Annotated in this window: 25 protein-coding genes; 18 read left to right on the forward strand and 7 right to left on the reverse strand. The window is 30.8% G+C overall.

Translation table 11 applies throughout. The features are described 5' to 3' along the window. The 5 genes from HOH73_04800 to HOH73_04820 all read left to right on the forward strand — a co-directional run. On the forward strand, positions 1-1,146 hold a 1,146-nt coding region (locus tag HOH73_04800), incomplete at its 5' end, for a glutamate--tRNA ligase (protein MBT5828174.1). After that, complete coding sequence (locus tag HOH73_04805; GenBank protein ID MBT5828175.1) at positions 1,139-2,491, forward strand: cysteine--tRNA ligase; 1,353 nt, start codon at positions 1,139-1,141, stop codon at positions 2,489-2,491. The genes HOH73_04800 and HOH73_04805, both read left to right, overlap by 8 nt. Then, positions 2,491-4,086, forward strand: coding sequence for a citramalate synthase (locus HOH73_04810; GenBank protein MBT5828176.1), 1,596 nt, complete (start codon positions 2,491-2,493; stop codon positions 4,084-4,086). Before HOH73_04805 ends, HOH73_04810 begins: the two co-directional genes overlap by 1 nt. A 12-nt stretch (positions 4,087-4,098) precedes the next feature. After that, positions 4,099-4,758, forward strand: a complete 660-nt coding sequence (locus HOH73_04815) for a hypothetical protein (GenBank protein ID MBT5828177.1) — start codon at positions 4,099-4,101, stop codon at positions 4,756-4,758. Beyond that, complete coding sequence (locus tag HOH73_04820) at positions 4,759-6,000, forward strand: tyrosine--tRNA ligase (GenBank protein ID MBT5828178.1); 1,242 nt, start codon at positions 4,759-4,761, stop codon at positions 5,998-6,000. Here HOH73_04820 and HOH73_04825 read toward each other — a convergent pair. Together HOH73_04825 and HOH73_04830 are read right to left on the reverse strand one after the other, a co-directional pair. After that, positions 5,997-6,968: a hypothetical protein gene (locus HOH73_04825; protein MBT5828179.1), complete on the reverse strand. Its 972-nt coding sequence runs from the start codon at positions 6,966-6,968 to the stop codon at positions 5,997-5,999. The genes HOH73_04820 and HOH73_04825 overlap by 4 nt on opposite strands. Further along, positions 6,955-7,404, reverse strand: coding sequence for a hypothetical protein (locus HOH73_04830; GenBank protein MBT5828180.1), 450 nt, complete (start codon positions 7,402-7,404; stop codon positions 6,955-6,957). Before HOH73_04830 ends, HOH73_04825 begins: the two co-directional genes overlap by 14 nt. A gap of 60 nt (positions 7,405-7,464) precedes the next feature. Here HOH73_04830 and aroA point away from each other — a divergent pair, with 60 nt between their 5' ends. Genes aroA through HOH73_04855 form a run of 5 tightly spaced genes read left to right on the forward strand, consistent with a single transcriptional unit; the run spans position 7,465 to position 12,347 of the window. After that, a complete protein-coding gene (gene aroA, locus HOH73_04835; protein MBT5828181.1) occupies positions 7,465-8,769 on the forward strand; it encodes a 3-phosphoshikimate 1-carboxyvinyltransferase in 1,305 nt (434 codons plus the stop codon). A 1-nt stretch (position 8,770) separates the two neighbouring features. Continuing rightward, a complete protein-coding gene (locus HOH73_04840; protein MBT5828182.1) occupies positions 8,771-9,406 on the forward strand; it encodes a (d)CMP kinase in 636 nt (211 codons plus the stop codon). A gap of 48 nt (positions 9,407-9,454) precedes the next feature. Then, positions 9,455-11,170, forward strand: coding sequence for a 30S ribosomal protein S1 (locus HOH73_04845; GenBank protein ID MBT5828183.1), 1,716 nt, complete (start codon positions 9,455-9,457; stop codon positions 11,168-11,170). 14 nt (positions 11,171-11,184) lie between these two features. Continuing rightward, a complete protein-coding gene (gene sppA / locus HOH73_04850; GenBank protein ID MBT5828184.1) occupies positions 11,185-12,069 on the forward strand; it encodes a signal peptide peptidase SppA in 885 nt (294 codons plus the stop codon). A gap of 2 nt (positions 12,070-12,071) precedes the next feature. Further along, complete coding sequence (locus HOH73_04855; protein ID MBT5828185.1) at positions 12,072-12,347, forward strand: integration host factor subunit beta; 276 nt, start codon at positions 12,072-12,074, stop codon at positions 12,345-12,347. 180 nt (positions 12,348-12,527) lie between these two features. Here the strand turns inward: HOH73_04855 and HOH73_04860 are convergent, their stop codons facing one another. Then, the gene (locus HOH73_04860) at positions 12,528-13,085 is read right to left on the reverse strand and encodes a flavodoxin family protein (GenBank protein ID MBT5828186.1); all 558 of its coding nucleotides are present in this window, start codon (positions 13,083-13,085) and stop codon (positions 12,528-12,530) included. A 281-nt stretch (positions 13,086-13,366) separates the two neighbouring features. On the opposite strand from HOH73_04860, the gene coaBC reads away from it, so the two are divergent. After that, positions 13,367-14,551, forward strand: a complete 1,185-nt coding sequence (coaBC, locus tag HOH73_04865) for a bifunctional phosphopantothenoylcysteine decarboxylase/phosphopantothenate--cysteine ligase CoaBC (GenBank protein ID MBT5828187.1) — start codon at positions 13,367-13,369, stop codon at positions 14,549-14,551. Here the strand turns inward: coaBC and HOH73_04870 are convergent. Genes HOH73_04870 through HOH73_04885 form a run of 4 tightly spaced genes read right to left on the reverse strand, consistent with a single transcriptional unit; the run spans position 14,538 to position 17,806 of the window. After that, on the reverse strand, positions 14,538-15,269 hold the full coding sequence (locus tag HOH73_04870) for a prepilin-type N-terminal cleavage/methylation domain-containing protein (protein MBT5828188.1): 732 nt from the start codon (positions 15,267-15,269) through the stop codon (positions 14,538-14,540). The two genes, coaBC and HOH73_04870, sit on opposite strands and share 14 nt — an antisense overlap. Further along, positions 15,244-16,560 (reverse strand): ATP-dependent protease ATPase subunit HslU, encoded by a 1,317-nt coding sequence (gene hslU / locus HOH73_04875; GenBank protein MBT5828189.1) that lies wholly within the window; start codon positions 16,558-16,560, stop codon positions 15,244-15,246. The genes HOH73_04870 and hslU overlap by 26 nt, the downstream gene beginning before the upstream one ends. Next, positions 16,557-17,102 carry an ATP-dependent protease subunit HslV gene (hslV, locus tag HOH73_04880; protein MBT5828190.1) on the reverse strand — a complete coding sequence of 182 codons (546 nt, stop codon included), beginning with the start codon at positions 17,100-17,102 and terminating at the stop codon, positions 16,557-16,559. The genes hslU and hslV overlap by 4 nt, the downstream gene beginning before the upstream one ends. Positions 17,103-17,155: 53 nt before the next feature. Beyond that, a complete protein-coding gene (locus HOH73_04885; protein ID MBT5828191.1) occupies positions 17,156-17,806 on the reverse strand; it encodes an HAD family hydrolase in 651 nt (216 codons plus the stop codon). A gap of 34 nt (positions 17,807-17,840) precedes the next feature. Here HOH73_04885 and HOH73_04890 point away from each other — a divergent pair, with 34 nt between their 5' ends. The 7 genes from HOH73_04890 to HOH73_04920 all read left to right on the forward strand — a co-directional run. Then, a complete protein-coding gene (locus HOH73_04890) occupies positions 17,841-19,544 on the forward strand; it encodes an FAD-binding protein (GenBank protein MBT5828192.1) in 1,704 nt (567 codons plus the stop codon). Between the two features lie 68 nt (positions 19,545-19,612). Further along, positions 19,613-19,831 carry a translation initiation factor IF-1 gene (gene infA / locus HOH73_04895; protein MBT5828193.1) on the forward strand — a complete coding sequence of 73 codons (219 nt, stop codon included), beginning with the start codon at positions 19,613-19,615 and terminating at the stop codon, positions 19,829-19,831. A 32-nt stretch (positions 19,832-19,863) separates the two neighbouring features. Next, positions 19,864-20,445, forward strand: coding sequence for a septum formation protein Maf (maf, locus tag HOH73_04900; GenBank protein MBT5828194.1), 582 nt, complete (start codon positions 19,864-19,866; stop codon positions 20,443-20,445). 65 nt (positions 20,446-20,510) lie between these two features. After that, a complete protein-coding gene (lepA, locus tag HOH73_04905; protein ID MBT5828195.1) occupies positions 20,511-22,295 on the forward strand; it encodes an elongation factor 4 in 1,785 nt (594 codons plus the stop codon). Positions 22,296-22,809: 514 nt separating this feature from the next. Next, complete coding sequence (gene guaB, locus HOH73_04910; GenBank protein ID MBT5828196.1) at positions 22,810-24,267, forward strand: IMP dehydrogenase; 1,458 nt, start codon at positions 22,810-22,812, stop codon at positions 24,265-24,267. Positions 24,268-24,396: 129 nt separating this feature from the next. Beyond that, a complete protein-coding gene (locus HOH73_04915) occupies positions 24,397-25,509 on the forward strand; it encodes a M23 family metallopeptidase (GenBank protein ID MBT5828197.1) in 1,113 nt (370 codons plus the stop codon). Beyond that, positions 25,499-26,002, forward strand: a 504-nt coding sequence (locus HOH73_04920) for a polymer-forming cytoskeletal protein (protein MBT5828198.1), incomplete at its 3' end; no start/stop codon positions are given. The genes HOH73_04915 and HOH73_04920, both read left to right, overlap by 11 nt.

Consider the following 26,002-nt stretch of genomic DNA (forward strand, 5'->3'; position numbering starts at 1 on the left):
AAATGGCTTGGTCTTAATTGGGATGAATTTTATAAACAATCTGATAAATTAACATATTATACCAAGGTTAGAGATAAGTTAATCAAAGATGGCTTTATATACCCATGCTTTGAAACAGAAGAAGAATTAGGTTTAAAGCGTAAGACGCAGTTACAACGAGGAGTTCCACCAATTTATGATCGGGAAGCATTAAATCTTAGTAAAAGTGAAATAGAACAGAAAATTTCTAATGGAGAAAAGCCTTATTTTCGCTTTAAATTAGATGATAAAAAGATTTCTTGGCATGATGGTGTTAAAGGTGAGATCTCCTTTAAAGAAAGAGCCTTTTCTGACCCTGTGGTTTTTAGAGCAGATAATAGCCCAACTTACACTTTTTGCTCTGTGATTGATGATATAGAGCTAAATATTACAGATATTATAAGGGGTGAAGATCATATTTCTAATACTGCAGTACAAATTCAAATCTTTCGTTCATTAACAGATAAATTACCTAATTTTCATCATTTATCTTTATTAAAAACAAAAGAAACTGAAATTTCTAAGCGTGATGGAGGCTTTGATGTAAGGTCACTTAAAAATCAAGGCGTTGATGCTGCTGCTATCACATCTCTACTAGCAAGAATAGGAACTTCAGATAATGTTGAAGCACTTACGGATTATAAAGATTTAATTGCGGAGTTTGATATAAGTAAATTCTCACAATCAGCAATTATTTATAATGAAAAAGATTTAGTTAACCTAAATCGTAAAATTTTAGCAAAAAGGAATTTTTCTGAAGTTAAAAATATCTTAACTGATCTAAACATCGATATAAGTGAGAATTTTTGGCTTTCTATTCGTGAAAATATAAATGATTACAGTGAGATTGAGGTTTGGCAAAAAATATTTCAATCTAATTTTAATACAGAAATTATTGCAGCAGATAAAGAGTTTTTAAGCTTAGCTGCTAATTTTTTACCAGAAGATTTGAATGTTGATGAATTTAAGCTTTGGATAAAAAGGCTATCCAAACAAACAGGTCGTAAAGGTAAAGAGTTGTATCACCCTATACGAACCGCTATAACTGGACAAGATTCTGGGCCAGAATTAAGTAAAATTATTCCTTTATTAGGTTATGAAGAGGTGAAAAAAAGGTTAAATGGTTAAAAGGTTAAAATTATATAATAGCTTAACATCTAGGAAAGAGGAATTTGTTCCGCATAACCATGAAAATATAAGAATGTATGTTTGTGGTCCCACAATTTATTCTAATCCTCATTTAGGAAATGCAAGGTCAACAGTTGTATATGATTTGTTATATCGTTTGCTTAAAGAAAATTATCCTAAAGTTACTTATGTAAGAAATATTACGGACATAGATGATAAAATAAATGCAGCTGCCATAGAAAGGAAAATTTCTATTCAAGAATTAACTAGTGAAGTCAGAGAAGAGTTTAACTCAGATATGATAGAGCTGTGTAATTTACAGCCAGATATTGAGCCAAGCGCATTAGATAATATCGTAGATATAATTAAGTTAATAGAATTACTAGTTGCAAGAAAACATGCTTATGTAAGTAATGGTCATGTTTATTTCTCAGTAAAGTCATATGAAAATTATGGTAAATTATCTGGCAGAAAAATTGAAGATATGCTGCAAGGTGTTAGGATTGATGTAGCAGAAGATAAAGAATCTCCTGAGGATTTCGTACTCTGGAAGCCTGCTAAAGAAACAGATGATGATTCTTCCAAATTTAACAGTCCCTGGGGACTAGGAAGGCCCGGCTGGCATATAGAATGTTCTTTAATGAGTACTAAATATCTGGGTAAAGATTTTGATATACATGGCGGAGGAGCTGATTTGAAATTTCCACATCATGAAAATGAAATTGCACAAAGCTGTGCAGCATTTCCAGATTCCAAATATGCTAAATACTGGGTTCATAATGGTTTTTTGACCGTTAATGGTGAAAAAATGAGTAAATCTTTAGGGAACTTTATTACCGTAAAAGAACTGCTTCAGCAAGGGGTTAAAGGGAGATGTTTAAGATTGATTTTACTTTCTACGCATTATCGTAAACCTCTAGATTATAACTTTAAGATTTTAGAAGAATCTAGAAAAATAATAACTAGATATGATCGTATCTTAGATGATTATGAAGCTCTTAATATTGCAGAGCACAAATTACCAGATGAGTTTTTATTGCCATTATTAGATGATCTTAATATTTCAAAATCATTAGCTTATTTACATGATTTAAGTAAAGAAATTTATAATGATAACGCTATAGAAAAAATTAAAGATTTTAAAAAAATATATAATTTTCTTGGTTTAGAAAAAAAAGTTAAAGAGGAAATTCCCCTTGATATACTAACCTTAGCAAAAGAGATACAAACAGCTAGGGCTGCTAAAGATTACGCTAAAGCTGATGAGATTAGAGCTAAGATAACAGCATTAAATTATAATATTAATTACACAAAATCTGGTGAGATTGAAGTTGAAAAGAAATAATGACTAACAAAAAAACTAAAATTTATTTATATGATACCACTTTGCGTGATGGTGGACAAACTTCATTTGTTGATTTTACACTTAAAAATAAACAAGATTTAGCGTTAAAGTTAGATTTATTAGGTGTTGATTATATAGAAGGAGGTTGGCCTGGTGCGAATCCAGTTGATACTGGTTTTTTTAATGATTTGCCTAAAGTAGAAAAAGCTCAAATTACCGCTTTTGGTATGACCCACAAAGCTAACTTATCGCCAGAAGAAGATAAAGGCTTTAATAACTTGCTTCAGGCCCAGATAGATATAGTAACTATAGTTGGCAAAAGCTGGGATTTTCAAGTTACAGAGGCATTAAATATATCATTAGAGAAAAACCTAGCTTTAATTACAAATAGTATTAAGGCCTTAAGAGATTCGGGCAAAGAAGTTTTTTTTGATGCAGAACATTTCTTTGATGGTTACAAAGAAAATAGGAAATATAGCATGAAAGTCCTAGAAACAGCTTACAAAGCGGGAGCTAGATGGTTGATTTTATGTGACACTAATGGTGGTACTTTGCCGCATGAAATATATGATATATGCAAGCAGGTAACAACAGAAATATCGGGTGATTATCTTGGTATTCATTGTCATAATGATACAGATAATGCGGTTGCAAATTCCTTGGCTGCAGTAAGAGCTGGGGTAAGGCAAATTCAAGGAACTTTAAATGGCTTAGGAGAAAGATGTGGTAATGCAAATTTTACTTCGATAATTCCTACTTTAAAATTAAAAATGGGTTATGATATTGGGGTTAGTGATGAAGAGCTCAAAAATTTAAAAAGAACTTCGAATTATCTATGTGATATTTTAAATTACCCATATGATGCCTATGCTCCTTATGTAGGCTCTGCGGCCTTTGCTCATAAAGGAGGTTTGCATGCATCGGGGGTTGCAAAAAACTCCAAAAGTTATGAGCATATAGAACCAAGCTTAATTGGTAATAATCGCAATATATTAATTTCAAATCAATCAGGTAGAGCGTCAATAGTAGAGCGTTTAAAAGAATTAAATATGGTTTTGGATGAGGCTAAAATTGTAAAATTAATTAAGCTAGTTAAAGAAAGAGAAAATATAGGTTTTTCTTATGATATTGCAAATGCAAGCTTTGCTTTGCTTGCTTATCAATTGCAAAATGAAGAGCCTGAATTTTTCAAATTAGATAGTTACAAAGTTGTAAGTGAAAAAAGATTAAGTGCAAAAGGCGAATGGGTTACATCTTCTGATGCTATTTTAAAGTTAGAAGTTTTTGATAAAAAAATCATTCATGTAGCAGAAGGAAATGGGCCAGTTTCAGCCTTAGATCAGGCATTTAGAAAATTATTAACACAATATTTCCCGGTGTTATCTAATTCTAGATTAACAGATTATAAAGTTAGAATTTTAAATTCTGATGCGGCAACTAATGCACAAATTAGGGTGTTGGTAGAAACTATAGATAATGAGGGTAGTAGATGGACATCTGTTGGAGTTGCAACGGATATTATAGATGCTTCTTATATGGCTTTAAATGATTCTATTAATTATTTATTATTATTTGGTAAGAAAACTAGCAATTAATAGGTAAGGCTAATGAGAAAATTTCAAGATATTGAGTTTAGAGATAATTTTATATTTTTCCTTGTTGTAATAATATTGATTTCTATATTTTTTACAAAGGATTATTTAATCACAGTAGCAAATGATATTGACTTAGATAGAGCTGATAATATAAAAGTGTTAGAGCCAAAATTAGCGGAAGAAATTATCTCTGAAAAGACCTCAATTGTTATTAAAGCAATAAAATTTAAAAATTTTCGCACATTAAAAAAGTTTATTCATCCAAAGAAGGGGTTAAGATTAAGTCCTTATCCATATATAATGCTCAGAGATAAAATAATTAAAAAAAATGATATTACCAGATTATATCGTAATGGTGAGATTTTTACCTGGGGAGTTGATAATAACTTAGCACCCATTGAGCTTAGTTTTGCAGAATATTATGAACAATATTTATATAGTGATGATTTTGCTAATTATGATGAATTATGGTTTAATCCTATCAATAAGGATAGTAACATAATAGATAATACGAGACAGTCATTTCCACGAGGTATTTTTGTTGAGTATCATATTTTTGATAATTTTATTGATAATAAACCAAGATATTTATCGTTAATCAAGTTAGTATTTGAAGAATATAGGGGGCACTGGTACTTAAGCGCAATTATAAATGTTAGAGGAGCAAAGTAAATGGCAAAATATAAATCTGAATTACTAAATTATCTGAATGATAGAGGCTATCTTTATCAACTTACTGATCCACATAATTTAGATAATTTACTTAGTAATAAAGAGGTGGTTTTTTACACAGGTTTTGATCTAACCGCGGGGTCATTGCATGTGGGAAGTTTGTTACCTATTATGGTAATTAGAACTTTACAAAAATTTGGGCATAAACCTTTAATATTGCTTGGTTCAGCCACAACTAAGATTGGTGATCCATCTGGAAAAGATGCAACTAGAACAATGTTGGATGGTTCTGATATTCAAAAGCATAAAGATGGTATTAGCAAGATTTTTTCGCGTTTCTTAACAGCAGGAGCTTATGAATTAGTTGATAATGGTGATTGGTTAAATGAGTTTAAATATATTGATTTCTTAAGAGATATTGGTAGTAAATTCTCAGTAAATCAGATGCTGCGTTACGAGTCGGTTAAGCAGCGTTTAGAGCGTGAGCAAAATTTAAGCTTTCTAGAATTTAATTATATGATTTTACAAGCATATGATTTTGCCTATTTAAGAAAACATAAAGATTGTATGTTACAAATTGGTGGTTCAGACCAGTGGGGTAATATAGTAAATGGTGTTGAATTAAATCGTAAAGCCAATCAAGGTTCGGGTGAAGTTTATGGGTTAACCACACCTTTATTAGTGGATAATAAGGGAAAAAAAATGGGTAAAACTGAAAATGGTGCTATTTGGCTTGATAGTGACTTATTTTCAACATATGATTATTACCAATTTTTCCGTAATATTTCAGATGATAAATTAGGGCAGTTTTTACGTTTTTTCACAGAGTTAGACTTAAATGAAATAAAGAAGCTTGAAAAATTAGAAGGCCAAGAATTAAATGCTGCAAAAGAAATTTTAGCTTTTGAAGCGACAAAAATTTGCCATGGAGAAAAAGCAGCATTGACAGCTAAAGAAACAGCCATAAAAGTGTTTTCTGAAGGTTCAATAGGAATCGATTTGCCAATTTATGAATTGAAACAAGATGCGGATATCTCACTCAGTAACATAGCTTTAGAGCTAGCTGTTATTTCTAGCGGTGGGGAGGCAAAAAGAATAATAAAAGGTGGTGGCGCTAAAATAAATGGCGAAAAAGTAACTGATCCATTCTTAAAAATTAATAAATCACTTTTTAGTGATAAAAAGCAGATTAAAATATCTCTAGGAAAGAAGAAGCATTTTTTAATTAATTACAATTTTTAGAATCTTAGTTTCTTACTTATAGCTAATTGTAAATTATGAGCTTCAACTAGCTTTTTAGCTTTTATGTTTAAGTTTTCTTCTTTGAGTACTTGCTCCATGGAAAAAATGTAATTATTTTTAATTAAATTATTAATAATTTTTTGATGCTTTAGCTCACCAAAGCCAGATTTGTATATTATGGTGGGCTTGGCAGTTGCTAAACAATCACTAATCATTGACACAGAATCAGCAGTTACTAAAAAATAATCAGCAATAGCTAAAATTGAGAGATATGGATTATTTTTTTGGTTTATTTTATGCCAGAAGAAAAAATCTGTGTTTTTAGAAAAATGTCGCTCAAGCTCATCAGCAAATGATAATGGTGTTCTTCTACTTGTTACAATGATTAATTTCAATTTATATTTTTGCTGTAACTCATGAATTTTAGCGCAAAAAGTTTGGATTTTATTATGGTTAATTTTATTATTTTTTGTATCACCGCCAATAATGATAGCGATTATTTTTAAAGGTTTAGCTGATTTTGGCCATTTTTTTGCCGCTTTAGACAGAGCTTCAGCAGAAATTAAATTTGGCGCTAACAGCATTTCGTAATCTGCAAATTTATAATTATCATGTTTTGGCGTTGCAATGAAGGAAAAATATTTAGCTTTTAATTCTGGCCTCATTAACTGAATAATTTGCGCATCTTTTATTTTTTTCTTTATTATAACTGCTGCAAGAGCTGATCTTCTACCTGATGAGAGGATAAAATTAGCTTTTGTAACATTTCTAGTTAATTTTTTATGATTTACTCCTGTGTTAAAAAATAAATTTATAAAGTTAGGTAAAAAGATAAAAAAAGAAAAAGTTATTTTCTTTTCAATTATGTTATATTTTTGTTCTAAATTTTGGGTTAAAGCTTTAACTTGATTAAAATTACCAATTCTTCCATCATTTAATAAGAGGATAGTCTCTTTAACGACTGACATCGTAACTATCTGCATCAGAGTTGTTGCTGTTTGGAGTATAATTATAATAATATGAGGCGTCATTATCCTGCGGATAAGCATTATAGCCATTATTTTGATTATATTGATTCATATTATAATATGGATCTGGTTGATAAGGTCGTTGATAATTATATGGTTGCTGCTGTGGCGCATAATTATCAATCTGATTGTAATTTTGTCCATATGGTGCGGTATATGAATTATCATAATCATAATATCTGGCTGGAGGTGCTGGATTGTAATTATTATATCTTTGGTTTTGACGATAATTATTTACTGGGGGTGTTTGATAGTAATTATTGTAAGATGGGATAGGGTATGAATTAAAATCTTGGGCAGGATTAAAATTGCATGAACAAAGCATAAATAAAAATAATATTTGATATGGTTTAAATTTAGTTTTAGTATAAGACATAATTAAAATAATATTGCATAGACAATGAAAATCACCATAATGTATAATAGTTAAAAATAAATGAAATTCTTTCAACAAAAAACACCAATAACTGGTACTATATTTGCTAGTAGTGACAAATCATGCTCGCACAGAGCTTTAATATTAGCATCACAAATGGTTGGTGTTACTAAGATTAGTAATTTATTAGAATCAGAAGATGTACTAGCTACTAAAAACTCATTAGAAAAACTAGGTGTAAAGATAGAAAAAAAGGAAGCAATATATTATGTGTATGGTTCTGGAAGATCTAGTTTAGTTTCACCAGAAGAAGTGCTAGATTTAGGAAATTCAGGAACAGGGGTTAGGTTGCTTATGGGTTTAATTGCAACCCAGCCAGTTCAAGCCGTGTTTACAGGTGATAAAAGCTTAAGTAATAGACCTATGGGCAGAGTTTTAGAGCCGCTAAATAATTTTAACTTTGAAGCGGTAGCAAGAGATAATAATTTTTTACCAGTACATATTACAGGTAATAGTGATGCGGTAGCAATTAATTATGAGCTAAAAGTGGCCTCAGCACAGGTTAAAACCGCTATGTTGTTAGCAGCCTTAAATGCGCATGGTGAAAGTAAAGTAATTGAAAAAGAGTTTACCAGAGATCACACAGAATTAATGATGCAATATTTAGGCTTAAATTTACAAGTTAAAGAGAGTTCAAGTTTAAAAGAAATTACTTTAAATGTTGAAGAGGATTTACCAGCCAAAGACATTAATGTAAATGGAGACCCTTCATCAGCAGCTTTTTTAGTTGCAGCTGCATTATTAATTGAAGGTTCTGAAATTTTAGTAAAAAACATTATGATAAATAAATATCGTATTGGTTTTTACGAAGTACTAAAAATGATGGGCGCAAATATAACTTTTGAAAATATAAGGGAAGATTCAGGAGAGAAAATAGCAGATATAAGAGCTAAATATTCTAAATTGAAGGCTGTTTTGGTGCCAGCTCATTTTGCAGCTTCAATGATAGATGAATATCCTATATTAGCAATTTTAGCAGCAAAAGCAGAAGGTACGACTAGAATGGTAGGTCTAGCCGAATTGAGAGTAAAAGAAAGTGATCGTTTAATAGCTATATATAATAATTTAATAAAATGTGGAGTAGAAGCAGAACATGGTGATGATTGGCTAGAAGTTAGTTTTTGTAATGAAGTTGTTGCCACGCAAACAATAGAAACTTTTCATGATCATCGAATTGCAATGTCATTTTTAATTCTTGGTTTGACAGCGCCAGATGGAGTTGCGGTAGATGACATTAAAATGATAAATACCAGTTTTCCGGAGTTTTTCTCTAGGTTAAAAGAATTAGGGGTAAAAATAGATTAAGATGCAGGAAATTATAACTTTTGATGGCACAGCTGGTTCAGGCAAAGGTACTATAGCTAAAGCTATAGCCAAACATTATGATCTTAAATATTTGGATACAGGTAGGTTGTATAGAGCTTTAGCATCATTAATTATTACAAATAATTGTGTAGATAATTTTATTACTAAATTAGAAAGTTTAACAATAAATATTACCGAAGATTTGTTAGCTAACCCTGTGTTATATAATGAGGATATCGGAGCTTTTGCTTCTATTATAGCGGCAAATGCCTCAGTTAGAAAAGCTTTATATAATTTTCAAATTGAGTTTATTAATAATCATCAAGGTTGCGTTTTAGATGGCAGAGATACTGGTAGTGTAATAGCACCGCAAGCCAAATTCAAATTTTATGTGGATGCAGATATAGAGATAAGAGCAAACAGAAGATATATGCAAAATAAAACATATTATGATCAAAATAAGATAATGATTGCAGATTTGAGACTAAAAATGGCGCAAAGAGATGAGCAAGATAAAAATAGAGAAATAGCACCATTAATAATTGCAACAGGAGCTGAAATTATAGATAATAGTGAGGATGATTTGGTTGCTATAATTAAGAAAGTAATAGATGTAATTGACTTTAGAAGTAATTAATATATTTTGATGGTTTATTAACCAACCAAATATATATAATTTATCAACATGGTAGATGCATTAAACAAGCTAGAAGGCAATCCCGAAAATAATTTCCCTCAATTACTTAGAGAACATTTTCAAACAAAAGCAACAGAAACATCAATAGTAGAAGGAGTAGTTCAGGAAATAACTTCAACTCATTTAATCATAGATGTGGGACTTAAATCTGAAGGTTTCGTAGATGTGAAGGAAGTGGAAAATGACGAAGAAGTTAAAAATATTAAAGTCGGTGATAATATAGAAGTTTTTCTAGAGTCATATGAAGGTGGTGATGGAAGATTAAAGTTAAGCAGACATAGAGTTCTTCAAGAAAAAACTTGGAATGAAGTAAAAGCAAAATTCGAAAATGATGATATCATAGAAGGAGAAATAAATGGAAGAGTAAAAGGTGGTTTTACCGTAGCGGTGGGACATATCACAGCATTTTTACCTGGAAGTCAAATAGATGTAAGACCAATAAAAGATATGTCATCTTTAACTGGTCATCTAGAACAGTTTAAAATTCTTAAAATGGATGATTTAAGAGGTAATGTAGTTATATCTAGAAGAGCTATCTTAGAAGAAAGTCATAAAAAAGCCGTTGATAAAATATTATCTGGAATTGAGGAAGGACAAACTTTAGATGGTGTTGTAAAAAATATAACTAATTATGGTGCATTTGTCGATTTAGGAACAATTGATGGTTTAATTCATATAGCAGACATCTCATGGTCTAGAATTACACATCCTTCAGAAGTTTTATCTTTAGGGCAAAAAATCAAAGTTAAAGTTATTAAATATGATGCTGTTAAAAGACAAGTTTCACTTGGTTTAAAACAATTAGAGCATGATCCTTGGGCTGATATTTCTAAAAGTCTGGATGAAGGTAAAAAGATACCAGGTAAAATCACTAACATTACTGATTATGGTGTTTTTGTTGAATTGCAAAAGGGTATAGAAGGTTTAGTTCATTTGTCTGAAATGACTTGGTCTAAAAGCAACTTAAACCCAATCAAAGATGTTTCATCTGGTCAGGAAGTTGAAGTAGTTATTTTAGAAATTGATCGTGATAAACATCGTATATCATTAAGTATTAAAAGATGTGCGACAAGTCCATGGAGTCCGTTTGCTGAAACACATAAAGTGGGTGATGTAGTAAAAGGTAAGATCAGTAGTTTTGCAGAATATGGTTTTTATGTTAACTTAGCTAATGAAATAGATGGATTGCTTCATTTCTCAGATTTAATTTGGTCTGGAGATGCAAAAAAAGAAGCGGCCAAATATAAAGAAGGTCAGGAAGTTGAGGCTAAGATTCTAGAATTAGATACAGTTAAAGAAAGATTGAGCTTAGGAATCAAGCAGTTAGAAGAGGATCCATTTGGTTCTATACTTACTGATATAGAGAAAAATGATAGCATTACTTGTACTGTTGCAGAAGTTAAAAATGAAGGAATAGAAGTTTCAGTAGCTGAAGGTTTTAACGTCTTTATTAAGAAATCTGATTTAGCAAAAGACAGATCTGATCAAAGAACTGATCGTTTTGCAGTTGGCGAAAGGGTTGATGCTAAAGTGGTTAAATTTGACAAGGATTCAAGAAGGTTAACTTTATCTATTAGAGCTTTAGAAATTCAAGAAGAAAAAGATGCTATCAAAGAATATGGTTCTACAACTAGTGGTGCTAGTTTAGGAGATATTTTAGGTAATGCTCTTGATGCTTCAGCTAAGGAAAAAGATAAAAGTTAATTTGCATATCTTACATGAAGCGAGATGATATTTTAGATATTATAGACAGAAAACTATTATTAAAGAAGCTAACGACATGGCGTTTAATAGCAGTTTTCTGTCTTTTATTTTTAATTATTAACTTGCTTTTTTCCAATGTAATAAAATTGCCATCGGAACCTGTTATTGCTCAAATAAACATAAAGGGTTTTATAGATGATGATGATTTTAGAAGTAAAAAATTGCTAGAAATAGCAGATAACAAAAATATTCATGCATTAATAGTCAGAATAGATAGTCAGGGAGGATCTTTTGTTGGTGGAGAGAGATTATTTAATAATTTAAGAAAAATTTCAGAAAACAAGCCAACTGTTGCAATATTAGGAAATATAGCAGCTAGTGCAGCATATTTAACCGCGATAGGAACAGATTACATAATAGCTAGTCAAGGAACCATTACTGGTTCAGTGGGGGTATTATTACAAACTGCTGAATTAACCGATTTAGCAAGTAAATTAGGTATTAAACCATTATTAATTAAATCTAATAAATATAAGGCGGCTCCACATTTTGCTGAAAAAATTACAATTGAGCAAAAGCAATATTTGCAAAATATTATTAATGAATCAAATGAAATATTTTACGGTTTAGTAGTAAATAGAAGAGCTAATTTAACAGAAGAAACAAAAAAAGAAGTTAAATTAGGTAAAATCTTTATTGGTAAAACAGCAGCTCAAATGAATCTAATTGATGAGTTAGGAGATTTAGAATCTGCTAAAAGCTGGCTTAAATCAAAAAATATTAATATCAGCAAAATAGTTGAGATTAACCTAGAAGAAAATAACAATTCAATTAAATCGTTGCTTAAAGGTTTTTTTGTACCTAATATTAATAATAGCTTAAAACTACTTGCTATATAATTATGGAAAAGAAAAAAATACTCGAATATTTAGCACAAAAATATCCAACTTTAGACTACTCTTATATTGAATCTATTACTGATAGGTTTTTTCAATTAATTGCAGAAAATTTGAGAAATGGAGATAGAATAGAGTTTAGAAATTTTGGTATTTTTAAATTAAAGCAGTTAGATGAAAGAAAAATCTTTAATCCGCACACCAAAAAGCTGCAATCTGTACCTAGTAAATCTATACCATTCTTTAAATGTTCTAAAACATTGCATAAATTATCAGCTTAGCTCTGATTCGTTTTATGTTCTGTTGTTAATACGCTTTTTAACCAAGTTTAATTATGTTTAACTTTTTACACTAGGCTAAATAGCTAAAAAGATTAGTACCTGATTTTTTTATATTATTGTCTTAGAGGTTATTCAACTTACCACTAGTTTATTTACATAAAGATTAATATATTTTACCAATTAAAAATTTAGTTTTTTAGTTATTTCTGCAACTCTAATGGCTAATTTTTTTGTTGTTAATGCATCCCCTTCGGTTAAGCTTACGCTGTTTTCAGTTTGTGCCATAGCTCCTAAAAACGATCCAATGCGATTTACTGCCTGTTTATTGCCAGCATCATAATCTTTTGAATTATTCAGCTCATCTTGACCAATCCAAATCATACCATGCTGCATTGCAAATATATTTAATTGTATGAGTGTATTTAATTTATCACCACTTAAGCTGTGAGAATTTGTAAAAGCGGCTGCTATTTTATTATGCCATTTTCGCTCCATCCAGATAGTTGATGTTTTATCCATAAAGTCTTTAAACGGTGCAGAAACAGAGCCCATATAAGTAGGGCAGCCAAAGATTATGGCATTAAATTTTTCAAATACTGTTAGATTTTCTATAGCCTCTGTCGTATTAAAGATTTTAGCTTCTATATCTTCTACTTTATTTAACCCTGCCAACGCATGTTTTGCTTGAGTTGTGGTATGTCCAAAACCACTATGATATATAATTGCAATTTTCTTCATATTACCTCATAGGAAATTAATTATTAAAATTTTCACTCCACTATAGTTAAGAGTTTTGCCCACTATATTTACTTTACCTATATATTATCTTGTGATTATTATTGGCAGTAATGATTTAATTTAGCTTTTTCCTCATCATAATAATTTGAGTAAGATGTGGTATGCCTATTTACAAGACTAGTTTGATCTATAAAACCTAAGTTTTTGTTAAGATAAATTTTGATCACTTTATTTTAGGTAAATTTAATCTATAATTTAAATGTAACATATTTCTAATAGCTATGCCATCAATATTATTAATCGTAACAGGTTCAATAGCAGCACCTAAAGCTCTAGATTTATGTAAAATACTATTAAAGGAAGGTTACAATATAGAAGTTATTTTAACTCATGGAGCTAAAGAGTTTGTTTCTGAGGAAATGTTTGAAGCGTTAGCTATTACAAATATATTTAGTAATATTTTTGATGCCAAAATGGAAGAGAAAATAGGTCATATTGAATTATCAAGAAAGAGTGACTTAGTTTTGACATATCCAGCAAGCGCAAATTTTATTGCTAAAATAGCAAATGGTCTAGCAGATGATTTAGCAAGTACCGCAATTCTAGCCAGTAATAAGAAAATATTTATAGCGCCAGCTATGAATGTCGAAATGTGGCATAATAAAATAGTTAAAGATAATATTGTAAAAATAGAAAATAGAAATATTGATGTAATTAACCCCGAATCAGGCCTGCTTGCTTGTGGTGAGATTGGCGAGGGGAGATTGAAAGAGCCACAGGATATGTATCAAATTATAGAAAACTACTTTAACTTAAGATATAAATTAGTTAACAAAAATATTTTAATTACTGCGGGAGGTACAAGAGAAAAAATAGATCCAGTTAGATATATTGGTAATTTTTCTTCAGGAAAACAAGGTCTAGCTATTGCTAAGAAATTCAGAGAATATGGAGCAAATGTTACTTTAATTGCAGCCAATATTAATTTGCATATTCCAAAAAATATAAAAACTTTAACATGTGAATCAGCTGAGCAAATGTCTGATTTAGTGCATGATCAGTGTAAAGAATTGAAATATGATATAGCAATATTTAGTGCAGCAGTTGCAGATTATAAGGTTGCTGAAATAGCAGCACAAAAAATTAAAAAAAAGCAACATGATAAGCTTACTTTAACATTAGTTAAAAATCCTGATATTTTAGCTAATATAAGTAAGGTTTTATATAAACCTAAAGTTTTGATTGGTTTTGCCGCGGAAAGCGAAAATCTAGAGCAAAATGCCAAAGAAAAATTAGTTAAGAAAAATTGTGATTATATAGTTGCAAATAATATTGCTACTCATGAAATATTTGCAAGTGATGAAAATAATATTTTATTTATAAATAAAAAAGAATCCCATAGTTTTGCAGGCACTAAAGAAAGAATTGCAGAATTTATAATAAAAAATATATTTAAGGTAATTTAAAAGCTGACCAACAATAAGTTGTGCTATCGTTAGTTAAATCGTAATTTGTGGCATCGATTTGACAATTATTTACTGTGTCATAAAAAGTTAAAAAGTTACCCTTTAGTGGATGTGTATCATCTATTTTTTTATCTATGTTATAAGCTTGTAATGATGTTAGTCCGCCACCATTTGCATATTCACCAGATTTAGCCGCGCCTAAAACTATATAATTGGCATAGTAATGGACAGAATAATCTGCATTTAAAATTGTATAACCTAAACCTTTTAGAGCTGATGTTGGAATATTAGAGCCTATGACTGCTTCGCCTAGTAATGAAGTTCCAGTGGCGTAAAAATCACTTTTAATATCGGCTAACTGCAAATGTTGCCATGCTCTAAATGATTCAATATCATCATTTGCATCTGTATCATAATTAATTAATCTATCGCCATTTCCATTGCAATTATCTGCTATATTATCGCACTCACTCTGCCAATAATTATAGGCAGTAGTCATGTCACCTGGCAAGGCATTATATGTAGTTTTAAAACTGTAAATATCGGCTTCTATTGCCTGAAATTCTTTTATTATTTTTGTAAGCTTTGCCTGTGATTTTAAACTGTCAGCACTGCTAACTACAAAGATTAATAGGGATATAATTATTATAGCAATAGATAACTCAATTAGAGAGAATGCTTTGCTTTTGCTTTTACAAAATAAATTTGGATAAATCATCTAAATTATTTAGGTTTGCATCTTCAATGTTCTTTTCTACAAAGTTTTTATCTATGGTTACTTTAGTCCCACCCATAAGATCAGCTTTAAAACTAATATCTTCTAACATTTTTTCCATAATGGTTTGTAGTCTTCTTGCACCTATATTTTCTACTTTTTTATTAATATTAGTTGCTAAAGATGCAATCTTATCTAAACCATTTTCTGTAAATTCTAAAACTACATTTTCTGTCTTTAGTAATGCTTCATATTGAATTGGCAAACTGCAAATTGGCTCTTTCAAGATACGCAACATATCTTCTTCATTAAGAGGATTTAACTCTACTCTAATGGGTAACCTTCCTTGCAATTCTGGCAGTAAATCTGAGGGCTTAGAAAGATGAAATGCCCCAGAGCAAATAAATAACACATGATCAGTGTTTATAGTGCCATATTTAGTTTGCACTGAAGTACCTTCCATCAATGGTAATAAATCTCTTTGCACACCTTCGCGGCTAACTTCTTTACCACTATTGGCGCCATCTCTTACAACGATCTTATCAATTTCATCAATAAATACTATACCTTCATTTTCGACAGCAGATACCGCATTTCTTGTAAGGAGCTCTTCATCTGACATAGACTCGCTTTCATCACTTTCTAAAGCTTCTAAGGCTTCTTTAACCTTAAGCTTTTTGAGTTTCTTTTTACCACTATTTATAGCTTTCCCTATCATGTCGCTAAGATTGATAACACCCATGGAAGGCCCAGAAGATAAATCTAGAGGAGTTGATTGTGCTTTGGTTTCACTTACTTCAACCTCTATTTCTTTATCATCCATTTCACCTTTAAGTATTTTATCTTTAAATTTTTCTCTAGTTTCAGGACTAGAAGTAGAGCCTACAATTATGTCTAACACTTTATTTAAGGAGTTTTCTTTAGCCTTATCTTTTACTATTTCACAATGCCTCTCTTTCTCCATTTTTACCGCTATTTCAACCATATCTCTAATGATTGACTCAACATCACGACCAACATATCCTACTTCTGTAAATTTAGTTGCTTCAACTTTTATAAAAGGGGCTTGTGCTAATTTAGATAATCTTCGTGCTATTTCTGTTTTACCTACACCAGTAGGTCCGACCATTAAAATATTTTTGGGCATTATTTCATCTTGCAAATCTCCAGCAACATTTTTTCTTCTCCATCTATTTCTTAATGCTATAGCAACAGCTTTTTTCGCATCATGTTGTCCAACTATGAACTTATCTAATTCATCAACAATATTTTGTGGGGTAAGGTTATTTATCATAAAGTCTCTAATACTATATTATTATTTGTGTATACGCATATTTCTCCAGCTATTTGCATGGCCTTTCTAGCAATTTCCTCCGCAGTTAAGTCCGTATCTTTTAGAGCTCTCGCGGCGGCTAAAGCATAGTTTCCGCCAGAACCTATTGCAATAATTCCATCTTCAGGTTCTATAACATCGCCAGTTCCTGATAAAATAAGGGAGACATTTTTATCAACTACAATCATCATAGCTTCTAATTTACGTAGATATTTATCAGTTCGCCAATCCTTGGCTAGTTCAACACATGATCTGGTTAATTGTTTAGGGTGCATATCTAATTTTGCTTCTAAACGCTCAAATAAAGTAAAGGCGTCTGCTGTTGCGCCTGCAAAACCACCTAATATTGAGCCGTCTGATAATTTACGAATTTTTTTGGCTGTACCTTTCATTATAGTTGGTCCAAGCGAAACTTGTCCATCGCCTGCAATAGCAACTTTACCTTTTTTTCTAACTGAAACAATTGTTGTTCCATATATTACACCTGGCTTGTGATCGATCATAAAAAAACCTATTTTTATTTTTTATAAGTATAGTTTTGCGAAAAAGCAATTATTTAAATTATTGCTTTCAATTCGCTAAGATTATCCAAGATAAGCGCGTTATTTGCATTGCTTCTAGTTTCTGCTTCAGTATGTACTAAAATTGATTTAAAACCTATATTTTGGGCACATTGATAGTCTGCTAGAGAATCACCAACAAATAAAATATTTTCTTTATCATTATCATTATAACTATAATTTTTTAGTGCTAAATTTACTGGTGCAATATGGGGCTTGTCAAAGTTAGTATCTAAACTACCCACAATATTGTCAAAGAAATGGGTTAAATTTAACAAATCAATTTCTTTTCTAAGTGAGTCCCCAATTTTATTACTAACAACAAATAAAGTTATCTTAGATTCTCTCAGATAAGTTAATATGTCTTGAGCATGGGGTAATAATCTCAGCTTGCTTTCTCTATTTTGGTAATAAAATTCACGATAAATTCTTTGTGCCTTAGCTGATAAATCACCAAAAATCTCAGGAAAGGAGTGCCTCAAGGCGTGACCCATCCTAATTTTCATATCTTTTATGGTAAGATCTTTGTAATTTAGAGCCTGTGCAGTTTGGTTAAAAGATTGTTCAATTACTGGCCAGCTATCAACCAGGGTGTTATCCCAGTCAAAAATAATTGCTTTTGGTTTATATTTGCAGTTTTCTTGCATGTGTTTTATAATGTTTTTTCTAATAAAGTTGAAAATGAATATAAAGCAAGAATTTTATGATGTTGTAATTTTAGGTTCAGGAGGAGCGGGGCTTACTGCTGCAATAAATTTGATCAAAAATAAATATAAAATTTTAGTAATTAGTAAAAACTCTACTACTAAATCTCATACGGCGGCAGCGCAGGGTGGTATTAATGCCCCACTTGGCAATATGGGTAGTGATAATGTTGATTGGTTTATCTATGATACAGTAAAAAGTAGTGATTATTTAGCAGATCATGATGCAGTAGAAACATTATGCAAAAATGCAAATGAAGCGATTAATGAATTAGCAGCATTTGGTGTAAATTTTAACCAAAATGAACTAGGTGAAATATATCAGCGGGAATATGGTGGGCAAACCACAGAATTTGGGTGTGGTGAAAATGCAAAAAGAGCTTGTGGTGTGGGAGACAAAACAGGAGAATCTATTGTTGCTAAACTCTATCTCGAAGCTAAAAATTTAGGGGTGAAATTTGCAGAAAATATTTTTGCACATAAATTAATCACTGATGATAATAAAGCAGAAGCAATAATTGCGTATAATTTAGAAAAAGATGAACATATTATTTATAATACCAGTAATGTTATTATTGCAACTGGTGGTTATGCTGGCTTATATCGGAGTAATACAGCGGCAAATATCTGTACTGGTGATGGCATAGCCATCGCATATCAAGCTGGCTTACCAGTTAAAGATATGGAGTTTATACAATTTCATCCAACTAGTCTTGCGGAAAACTCATTGTTAATATCAGAAGTTGCTAGAGCTGAAGGTGGTTATCTTACAAATGTAAAGGGTGAAAGATTTATGGAAAATTATGCCCCCAAATTAAAAGATTTAGCTTCAAGAGATGTGGTTAGTAGAGCTATTTTTTCTGAATTAAAAGAAAATAGAGGTTGTGGCGCTAATAGAGATTATGTAAATTTGAATATAGCACATTTAGGTAAGGAAAAAATTCAAAAATATTTACCTAATTTAATTAAAACTTGTGAAAATTTTCTAGCTCTTGACCCAACAAAAGATCCAATCCCGGTAAAGCCTTCGGCTCATTATACTATGGGTGGTATTGCAACTGATAAAAATGGTTTAGTTGAAGGTTTTAAAGGAATTTATGCTATAGGAGAGGCGGCATGCGCTTCTGTGCATGGGGCAAATAGATTAGGTTGTAATTCATTATTAGAAATTATTGTTTTTGGAAAAGTTGCAGCATTAGATTTGCATCATAATTTTTGTAAGACAGAAAAAGTGGCAAAGAAATACCAGAGAAACATTGTGGAATTTGAAACGGAGTTGAAAAACTGTAAAAACAACCTAGTTGAGCTGAGATCTAAGCTTGGTTTAATTATGGATGAAAAAGCTGGTATAGTAAGAGATGAAAAAACTTTAAGATCAGGCTTAACAGAGATTAGGGAATTAGAGCAAGAACATGAAACAGATTTTAAGGCTTTAAATCAGGTTGTAGATTTTATAGAGTTAAAGAATTTATTACTCCTAGCTAAGCTTACTTTTAAAGGAGCAATTGCTAGAAGAGAAAGTAGGGGAGCTCATTTTAGGTCAGATTTCAAAGTCAGAAATGATATAAAGTTTTTACAACATTCAATACAATACCTTGATCAAGAGATTAAATTTGCGCCAATTAGAGTTACAAAAAGTCATTTGGCAGAAAAATTAAAGCCAGGAAAGAGAAATTATTAGTGTCACAAATAAATGGTTTAACTTATAAAATAAACTGTTAAGCTAAAAGGCTAATATATTATATAAATATGGCTAAAGAAGAATTAATTGAGTTTAAAGGAAAAGTAATAGAAGTGCTCCCTAACACTATGTTCAAAGTAGAATTAGAAAATGAGCATGTTATACTTGCACATACTTCTGGAAAAATGCGTAAGCACAGAATTAGAATTTTATTAGGTGATAAAGTTACTGTGGAAATGACACCTTATGACTTAACTAAAGGCAGAATTACACATAGAGAAAAATAATTTGTAATTTACAAATAAAATAAGTTTGTAAAATGAAATTAACAAGAAACTTAATATTAGCATCAGGCTCTAAATCAAGATTAAATTTACTTGCGCAAATTAATGTTAAACCGCATAAAATTTGCCCAGCAGATATTGATGAAACAAGACTGAAAGGTGAGAAACCATTAGATATGGTTAAGAGATTAGCTAAAGCTAAAGCATTGAAGATAGCAGAGCTTTACCCAAATGATATAGTTATGTCAGCAGATACAATTTCTGTGGTTGGAAATAGAGTATTAGATAAAACTTATTCGGCAGATATTGAGCGAGAATATTTAGCTTTGATAGGGGGCAGAAGACATAAATTATATAGTTCTGTTTGCTTTGCAATAGGAGAAAAAAGCATTTTTAAACAAAAAACAGAAATGTCAGTTTTAAAATTTAAAAGATTTTCTAAAGAAGAGATAGAAGAAATTATTGCTTGCGAGCAATGGAAGGGTTGTTCTGGAGGCTATGCAATTGAGGGTTTGATGGGTAAATATTTAACTTTTGTTTCTGGCTCAGTTTCCAATATTATGGGTTTGCCTTTGCATATAGTTCATAATCATTTAACTTGCCTAAAAAACTTATAAATCATATTAAATTGATATTTTGATTTAATATCTTAAATTTTAACTAATACTTTATTTTAACATAAATGGCTAATATTCGTAACTTCTCTATTATAGCTCATATTGATCATGGTAAATCTACTTTAGCAGATCGTATGATAGAATTTTGTGGTGCCGTAGAAAAAAGGCAAATGCAAGAGCAACTTCTTGATTCAATGGATATTGAAAGAGAAAGAGGTATAACTATAAAATCGCAAACAGTAAGGTTAAATTACAAAGGTAAGGATGGTGAAGATTATGAGCTTAATTTAATAGATACACCAGGACATGTAGATTTCTCATATGAAGTTTCAAGATCTTTAGCTGCATGTGAAGGTTCACTTTTAATTGTTGATGCAAGTCAAGGTGTTGAAGCACAAACATTAGCTAATTTATATCAGGCAATTGATAATAATCATGAGATTATACCAGTGCTTAATAAAATTGATTTACCTGCGGCAGATCCTGATAGAGTTTTAAAAGAGATAGAAGATATTGTGGGTTTAGACACTTCCAATGCAGTATTAGTTTCGGCTAAAACAGGGGAAGGTATAGAAGATGTTTTAGATGCAATTATTGAATATATACCGGAGCCAAAACAAGAAATAGATAAACCTTTAAAAGCATTATTAGTTGATGGTTGGTATGATACTTATTTGGGTGTAATTTTACTTACTAGAGTTTTTGAAGGAAAATTGGCAATTAATCATAAAATTAAAATGCTTTCAACTGGAACAAAATATGAAGTTGATGAAGTTGGGTTTTTTAGGCCCCAAAAAGAAAAAGCTAAGGAATTAAAAGCGGGAGAAGTTGGTTTTATTAATGCATCAATCAGAGATTTACAAGATTGTAAAATAGGTGACACTATAACTTACGAAAATGAAGAAGTAGAGATGTTGCCTGGTTTTAAGGAAGTTAAATCTTTTGTTTTTTGTAGTATTTACCCTATAGATCAGGGTGAGTATGAAAAATTAAAAGACTCTTTATATAAGTTAAAACTAAATGATGCTAGTTTAGAATTTGAAACTGAAAGTTCAAATGCGCTAGGCCTTGGTTTTAGATGTGGTTTTCTTGGTTTACTTCATCTTGAAATCGTACAAGAGCGTTTAGAGCGAGAATTTAATCTAGACTTGATTGCAACTGCGCCAAGTGTAATTTATAAGGTTTTAAAGAATAATAAAGAAGAGATAGAGGTGCATAATCCAGCAGATATGCCAGATCCAGTTATTATTGAAGAAATAAAAGAGCCATGGATAAAGGCTACTATATTTGTACAAGAAGAATTTCTTGGTAATGTTTTACAATTATGTACTGATAAGAGAGGTATCCAACAAGATTTAAATTATGTTGGCTCTAGAGTTATGATAATTTATCAATTACCTCTAAATGAAATAGTTTTTGATTTTTATGATCGTTTAAAATCATTATCTAGTGGCTATGCCTCTTTTGATTGGGAGTTAGATGAATATAAGAAAGGGGATTTAGTTAAGCTAAATATCTTAGTGAATGGTGATAATGTAGATGCTCTTGCTATGATTGTACACAAAACTCATGCAGAGCGAAAAGGAAGAGCTTTATGTGAAAAATTAAAAGATTTGATTCCAAGACAATTATTTAAAATAGCAATACAGGCAGCTATTGGTGGAAAAATCGTAGCAAGAGAAACGGTTGCAGCAATGCGTAAAGATGTTACCGCTAAATGTTATGGTGGAGATGTATCTAGAAAAAGAAAATTATTAGATAAGCAGAAAAAAGGTAAGAAGAAAATGCGTTCTGTAGGTAATGTTGAGATTCCTCAATCTGCTTTTATTGCCGCTTTAAAATTAGACTAAATATTTCTCTTATTGGGCTTTTTAAACTCTGTCTTTTTCTATATATTATATTTATTTAGTAAATTTATATAATGTTTTTTAGAGGAGGAGGTTAGCTGTTTTAAGCTAAACATCAAATTTTTGAGTGTGCTTAGGTGGGAGTTTTTTGCAACACTAGTCAGCTGTCAGTTAGTAAAGATAGTTAAGGGAAGGGTGTTATGCTTGCAAAATGTCTTTGCTGTATCAAGATTAAAAAAACTAATTAATAAGCTTAAATAGTTTTAATGCTGTTCTTAATTTTTAGTCAAAACATTTGCTAGCTTGTAATATAAAAATTTATGATCAAATGTTCTGGTTATGTCTTTATGTATTAATTATTTATATATGTTCAGTAAGTAATGTGTTGCTATGCTAAAATACTTAATAAATTTATGCAGATTTTTTCCTTAAAAAGGAAAGTTTTAATATGTATAATTAAAGCTTTTAAATAAAATCAAACTTTATATATTCATTAATCAATTATCCATTTGCCTTTATGAAAGAAATAAAAGATTATTTAACTTTTGACGATGTTTTACTAGTTCCCGATTATTCAGAAGTATTGCCACATCAAGTTAATGTTAAAACTAATATTACTAAAAATATAAAATTAAATATTCCATTAATTTCCGCTGCAATGGATACAGTTACTGAAAGCGATATGGCTATTGCAATGGCGCAAAATGGGGGTATAGGTTGTATACATAAAAACTTATCAGTTTCAAAGCAGCATGATGAAGTTTTAAAAGTGAAGAGATTTGAATCTGGCATGGTAGTTGATCCTATTACTATTAATGGTGACTCTACACTAAAAGAAGCTTTCAGAATTATGGATAAAAATAACATTTCTGGAATTCCAGTTGTAGATAATTCTGGAACCTTAGAGGGTATTATCACCAATAGAGATGTTAGATTTTTAACAGATAAAAATTTAAAAATTTCTGATATAATGACTAAAGATAATTTAGTTACGGTCAATTCATCAATTTCTGATAAAGATGCTAAAGAAATGTTGCAAAAGCACCGCATAGAAAAATTAATAGTTGTAGATGACAAATATAAATGTACGGGCTTAATAACAGTAAAAGATATTCAAAAATCTAAGGAGTTTCCTAATGCTTGCAAAGATAATAGAGGAAGATTAAGAGTTGCTGCTGCGGTTGGCACAAGTGCAGATTTTCTAGACAGAGCGGCAGCCTTGATTGAAGCTGGTGTAGATATCTTAACTGTAGATACGGCACATGGACATTCAAAAGGAGTGATTGATGCGGTAAAACAAATTAAAAAAACTTTTAACATTGATGTAATTGCAGGAAATATAGCAACAGCAGATGCTGCCAAAGCATTAATAGATGCTGGCACTGATGCAGTTAAGGTTGGTATAGGGCCTGGCTCAATTTGTACTACAAGAATAGTTGCAGGGGTGGGCGTGCCGCAATTATCAGCTATTTTGGATGTAACAAAAGCATGTAAGAAAAAGAATATTCCTTTAATTGCAGATGGTGGTATTAAATATTCTGGAGATTTTGCTAAAGCTATTGCAGCAGGAGCGGATGTTGCAATGATTGGCGGATTATTTGCAGGCACTGATGAATCTCCTGGTGAGATGATTTTATATCAAGGAAGATCATATAAATTATATCGTGGTATGGGCTCTATTAGTGCTATGGCTAAAGGCTCTGCAGATCGTTATTTTCAACAAGATGTTAAAAAAACTTATAAATTAGTTCCAGAAGGTGTGGAGGGTAGAGTACCTTATAAAGGATCAGTGTCAGATGTAATACATCAGTTAATCGGTGGTCTTAAAGCGTCAATGGGTTATTGTGGAAAATCAGATATTTCGCTTATGAAGCAAAAGTGTCACATGATCAAAATAACAAACGCAGCACTTAAAGAATCTCATCCACATGACATTACTATCACTAGAGAAGCTCCTAACTATGGAACAAAGTAGTAAATAATAACAAAACTACACATAATACAACCTGCAATTGAAAAACTATAAATTATTTTGATATTTAGCTTGCTATAATGCGTGAAATAACTATATAATACTCATTTAAAATGTGTGATAATCTTAATAATGTTTAAAAAAATATTTTGTAACAGAAGAGTTTTAGTTATTAGTGATGATGACATTAAGAGTTATCCATTAACCGCTAAGTCACAATCTCTTATAATTATAGGCTTATTAAGTTTTATATCATGGGTTTCATTTTCTAGTGGAAAATATTTTACTTTTAAACAATTAATCTCAGCAAAGGAAGCGGAAGTATATCAAGCAAATTTAATTAATTTAGATTTGCAAACTAAAATAGATAGCCTGCAAGGTAATTTAGTTAAGTTAAATGAGTATTTTGATACAGTTAAAGAGTTTGATTATAACAAGGATGAGTTAAGTGATAAAAGAAGCAAGCTGGAGAAAAAAGAAAAAATTACCTATAAAATAAATGAGATAGATTCTCCTTTTGGTAATTCAAAGAATAGCTCAAAAAGAATATCTGGCGCAAAAAAGGAAAAAATTGTTGAAGATATTAATAGTAACACATTAGTAAGAATTAACTCTTTAAAAGAAATTATAGCAATAACTGGTTTGTCAATTAACGATTTTAATGTAACTGATAAAAATACTAAGAAAGTAGTAGAAAAGCTTTTTAATTCATCTAATTTAGGTGGACCTGTGACTGATAACATTACTGGTCTCACGCATGATGAAGAGCAGCTTAATTTAAAGCTTAATTTTAGTGAGAATATAGAAGAGTTAATGTATATAGAAAACTTCTTTAATTCCATTCCAATTGGTAGCCCAATGAAGCGTTATTATATTTCGTCTAGATATGGAAAAAGGTATGATCCTTTCACAAAAAGAGAAGCAAATCATTATGGAACTGATTTTGCAGGGCCATATGGTGCGGCAATTTACAGTACGGCACCTGGCATTGTTAAATTTTCTGGTAGAAAAGGAAGTTATGGTAAATTCATAGAAATTGATCATGGTTTTGGTATAGTAACCAGATATGGACATTTGAGTAAATTATCGGTCAAGAAAGGAGAGAGAATTTTGCGCGGTGATATTATTGCAAAACAAGGTAATACGGGTAGAAGCTCTGGTCATCATTTACATTATGAAGTTAAGCTAAACGATAAATTCTTTAACCCAGAAAAATTCTTAAAAGCAGGTAAATATGTTTTCTAAAAAAAATAAAACTATCAATAACAACATTGTGGAAGTAACAAATTTTGCAAGTAAAAAATCTATACCCTCAATAATAGTATCAGATTTAAATATTAAGGGTGATTTGATTAGCGAAGGAGCAATAGAAATAGGAGGTATAGTAACAGGTAACATAAAATGTAATTTTGTTACTGTAAGAAGGGGGGCTAAGATAAAAGGTAATATAATAGCAGATAACTTAACCATTAATGGTGATGTAGAAGGAATAATGCAGGCCAAGCATCTAGCAGTAACAGCTACAGCTAAGGTTAAAGGAGCTTTAGAATATGGTTTTTTAAATATTGAGGCTGGAGCTAATATTGATGGTAAATTAGTAAAGAAACAATATGAAGAGTTAAGTATAATACAAGATGTTAATAAGCTAAATAACATATGTGAAGCTAACAATAAGAATACAAATATCCTAGAGCTTGAAAAGCAAGACATATTAGATGTTTCTAAAAAAATAGAAAAA

The organism is Alphaproteobacteria bacterium (assembly GCA_018667735.1).
Lineage (GTDB): Bacteria > Pseudomonadota > Alphaproteobacteria > Rickettsiales > JABIRX01 > JABIRX01.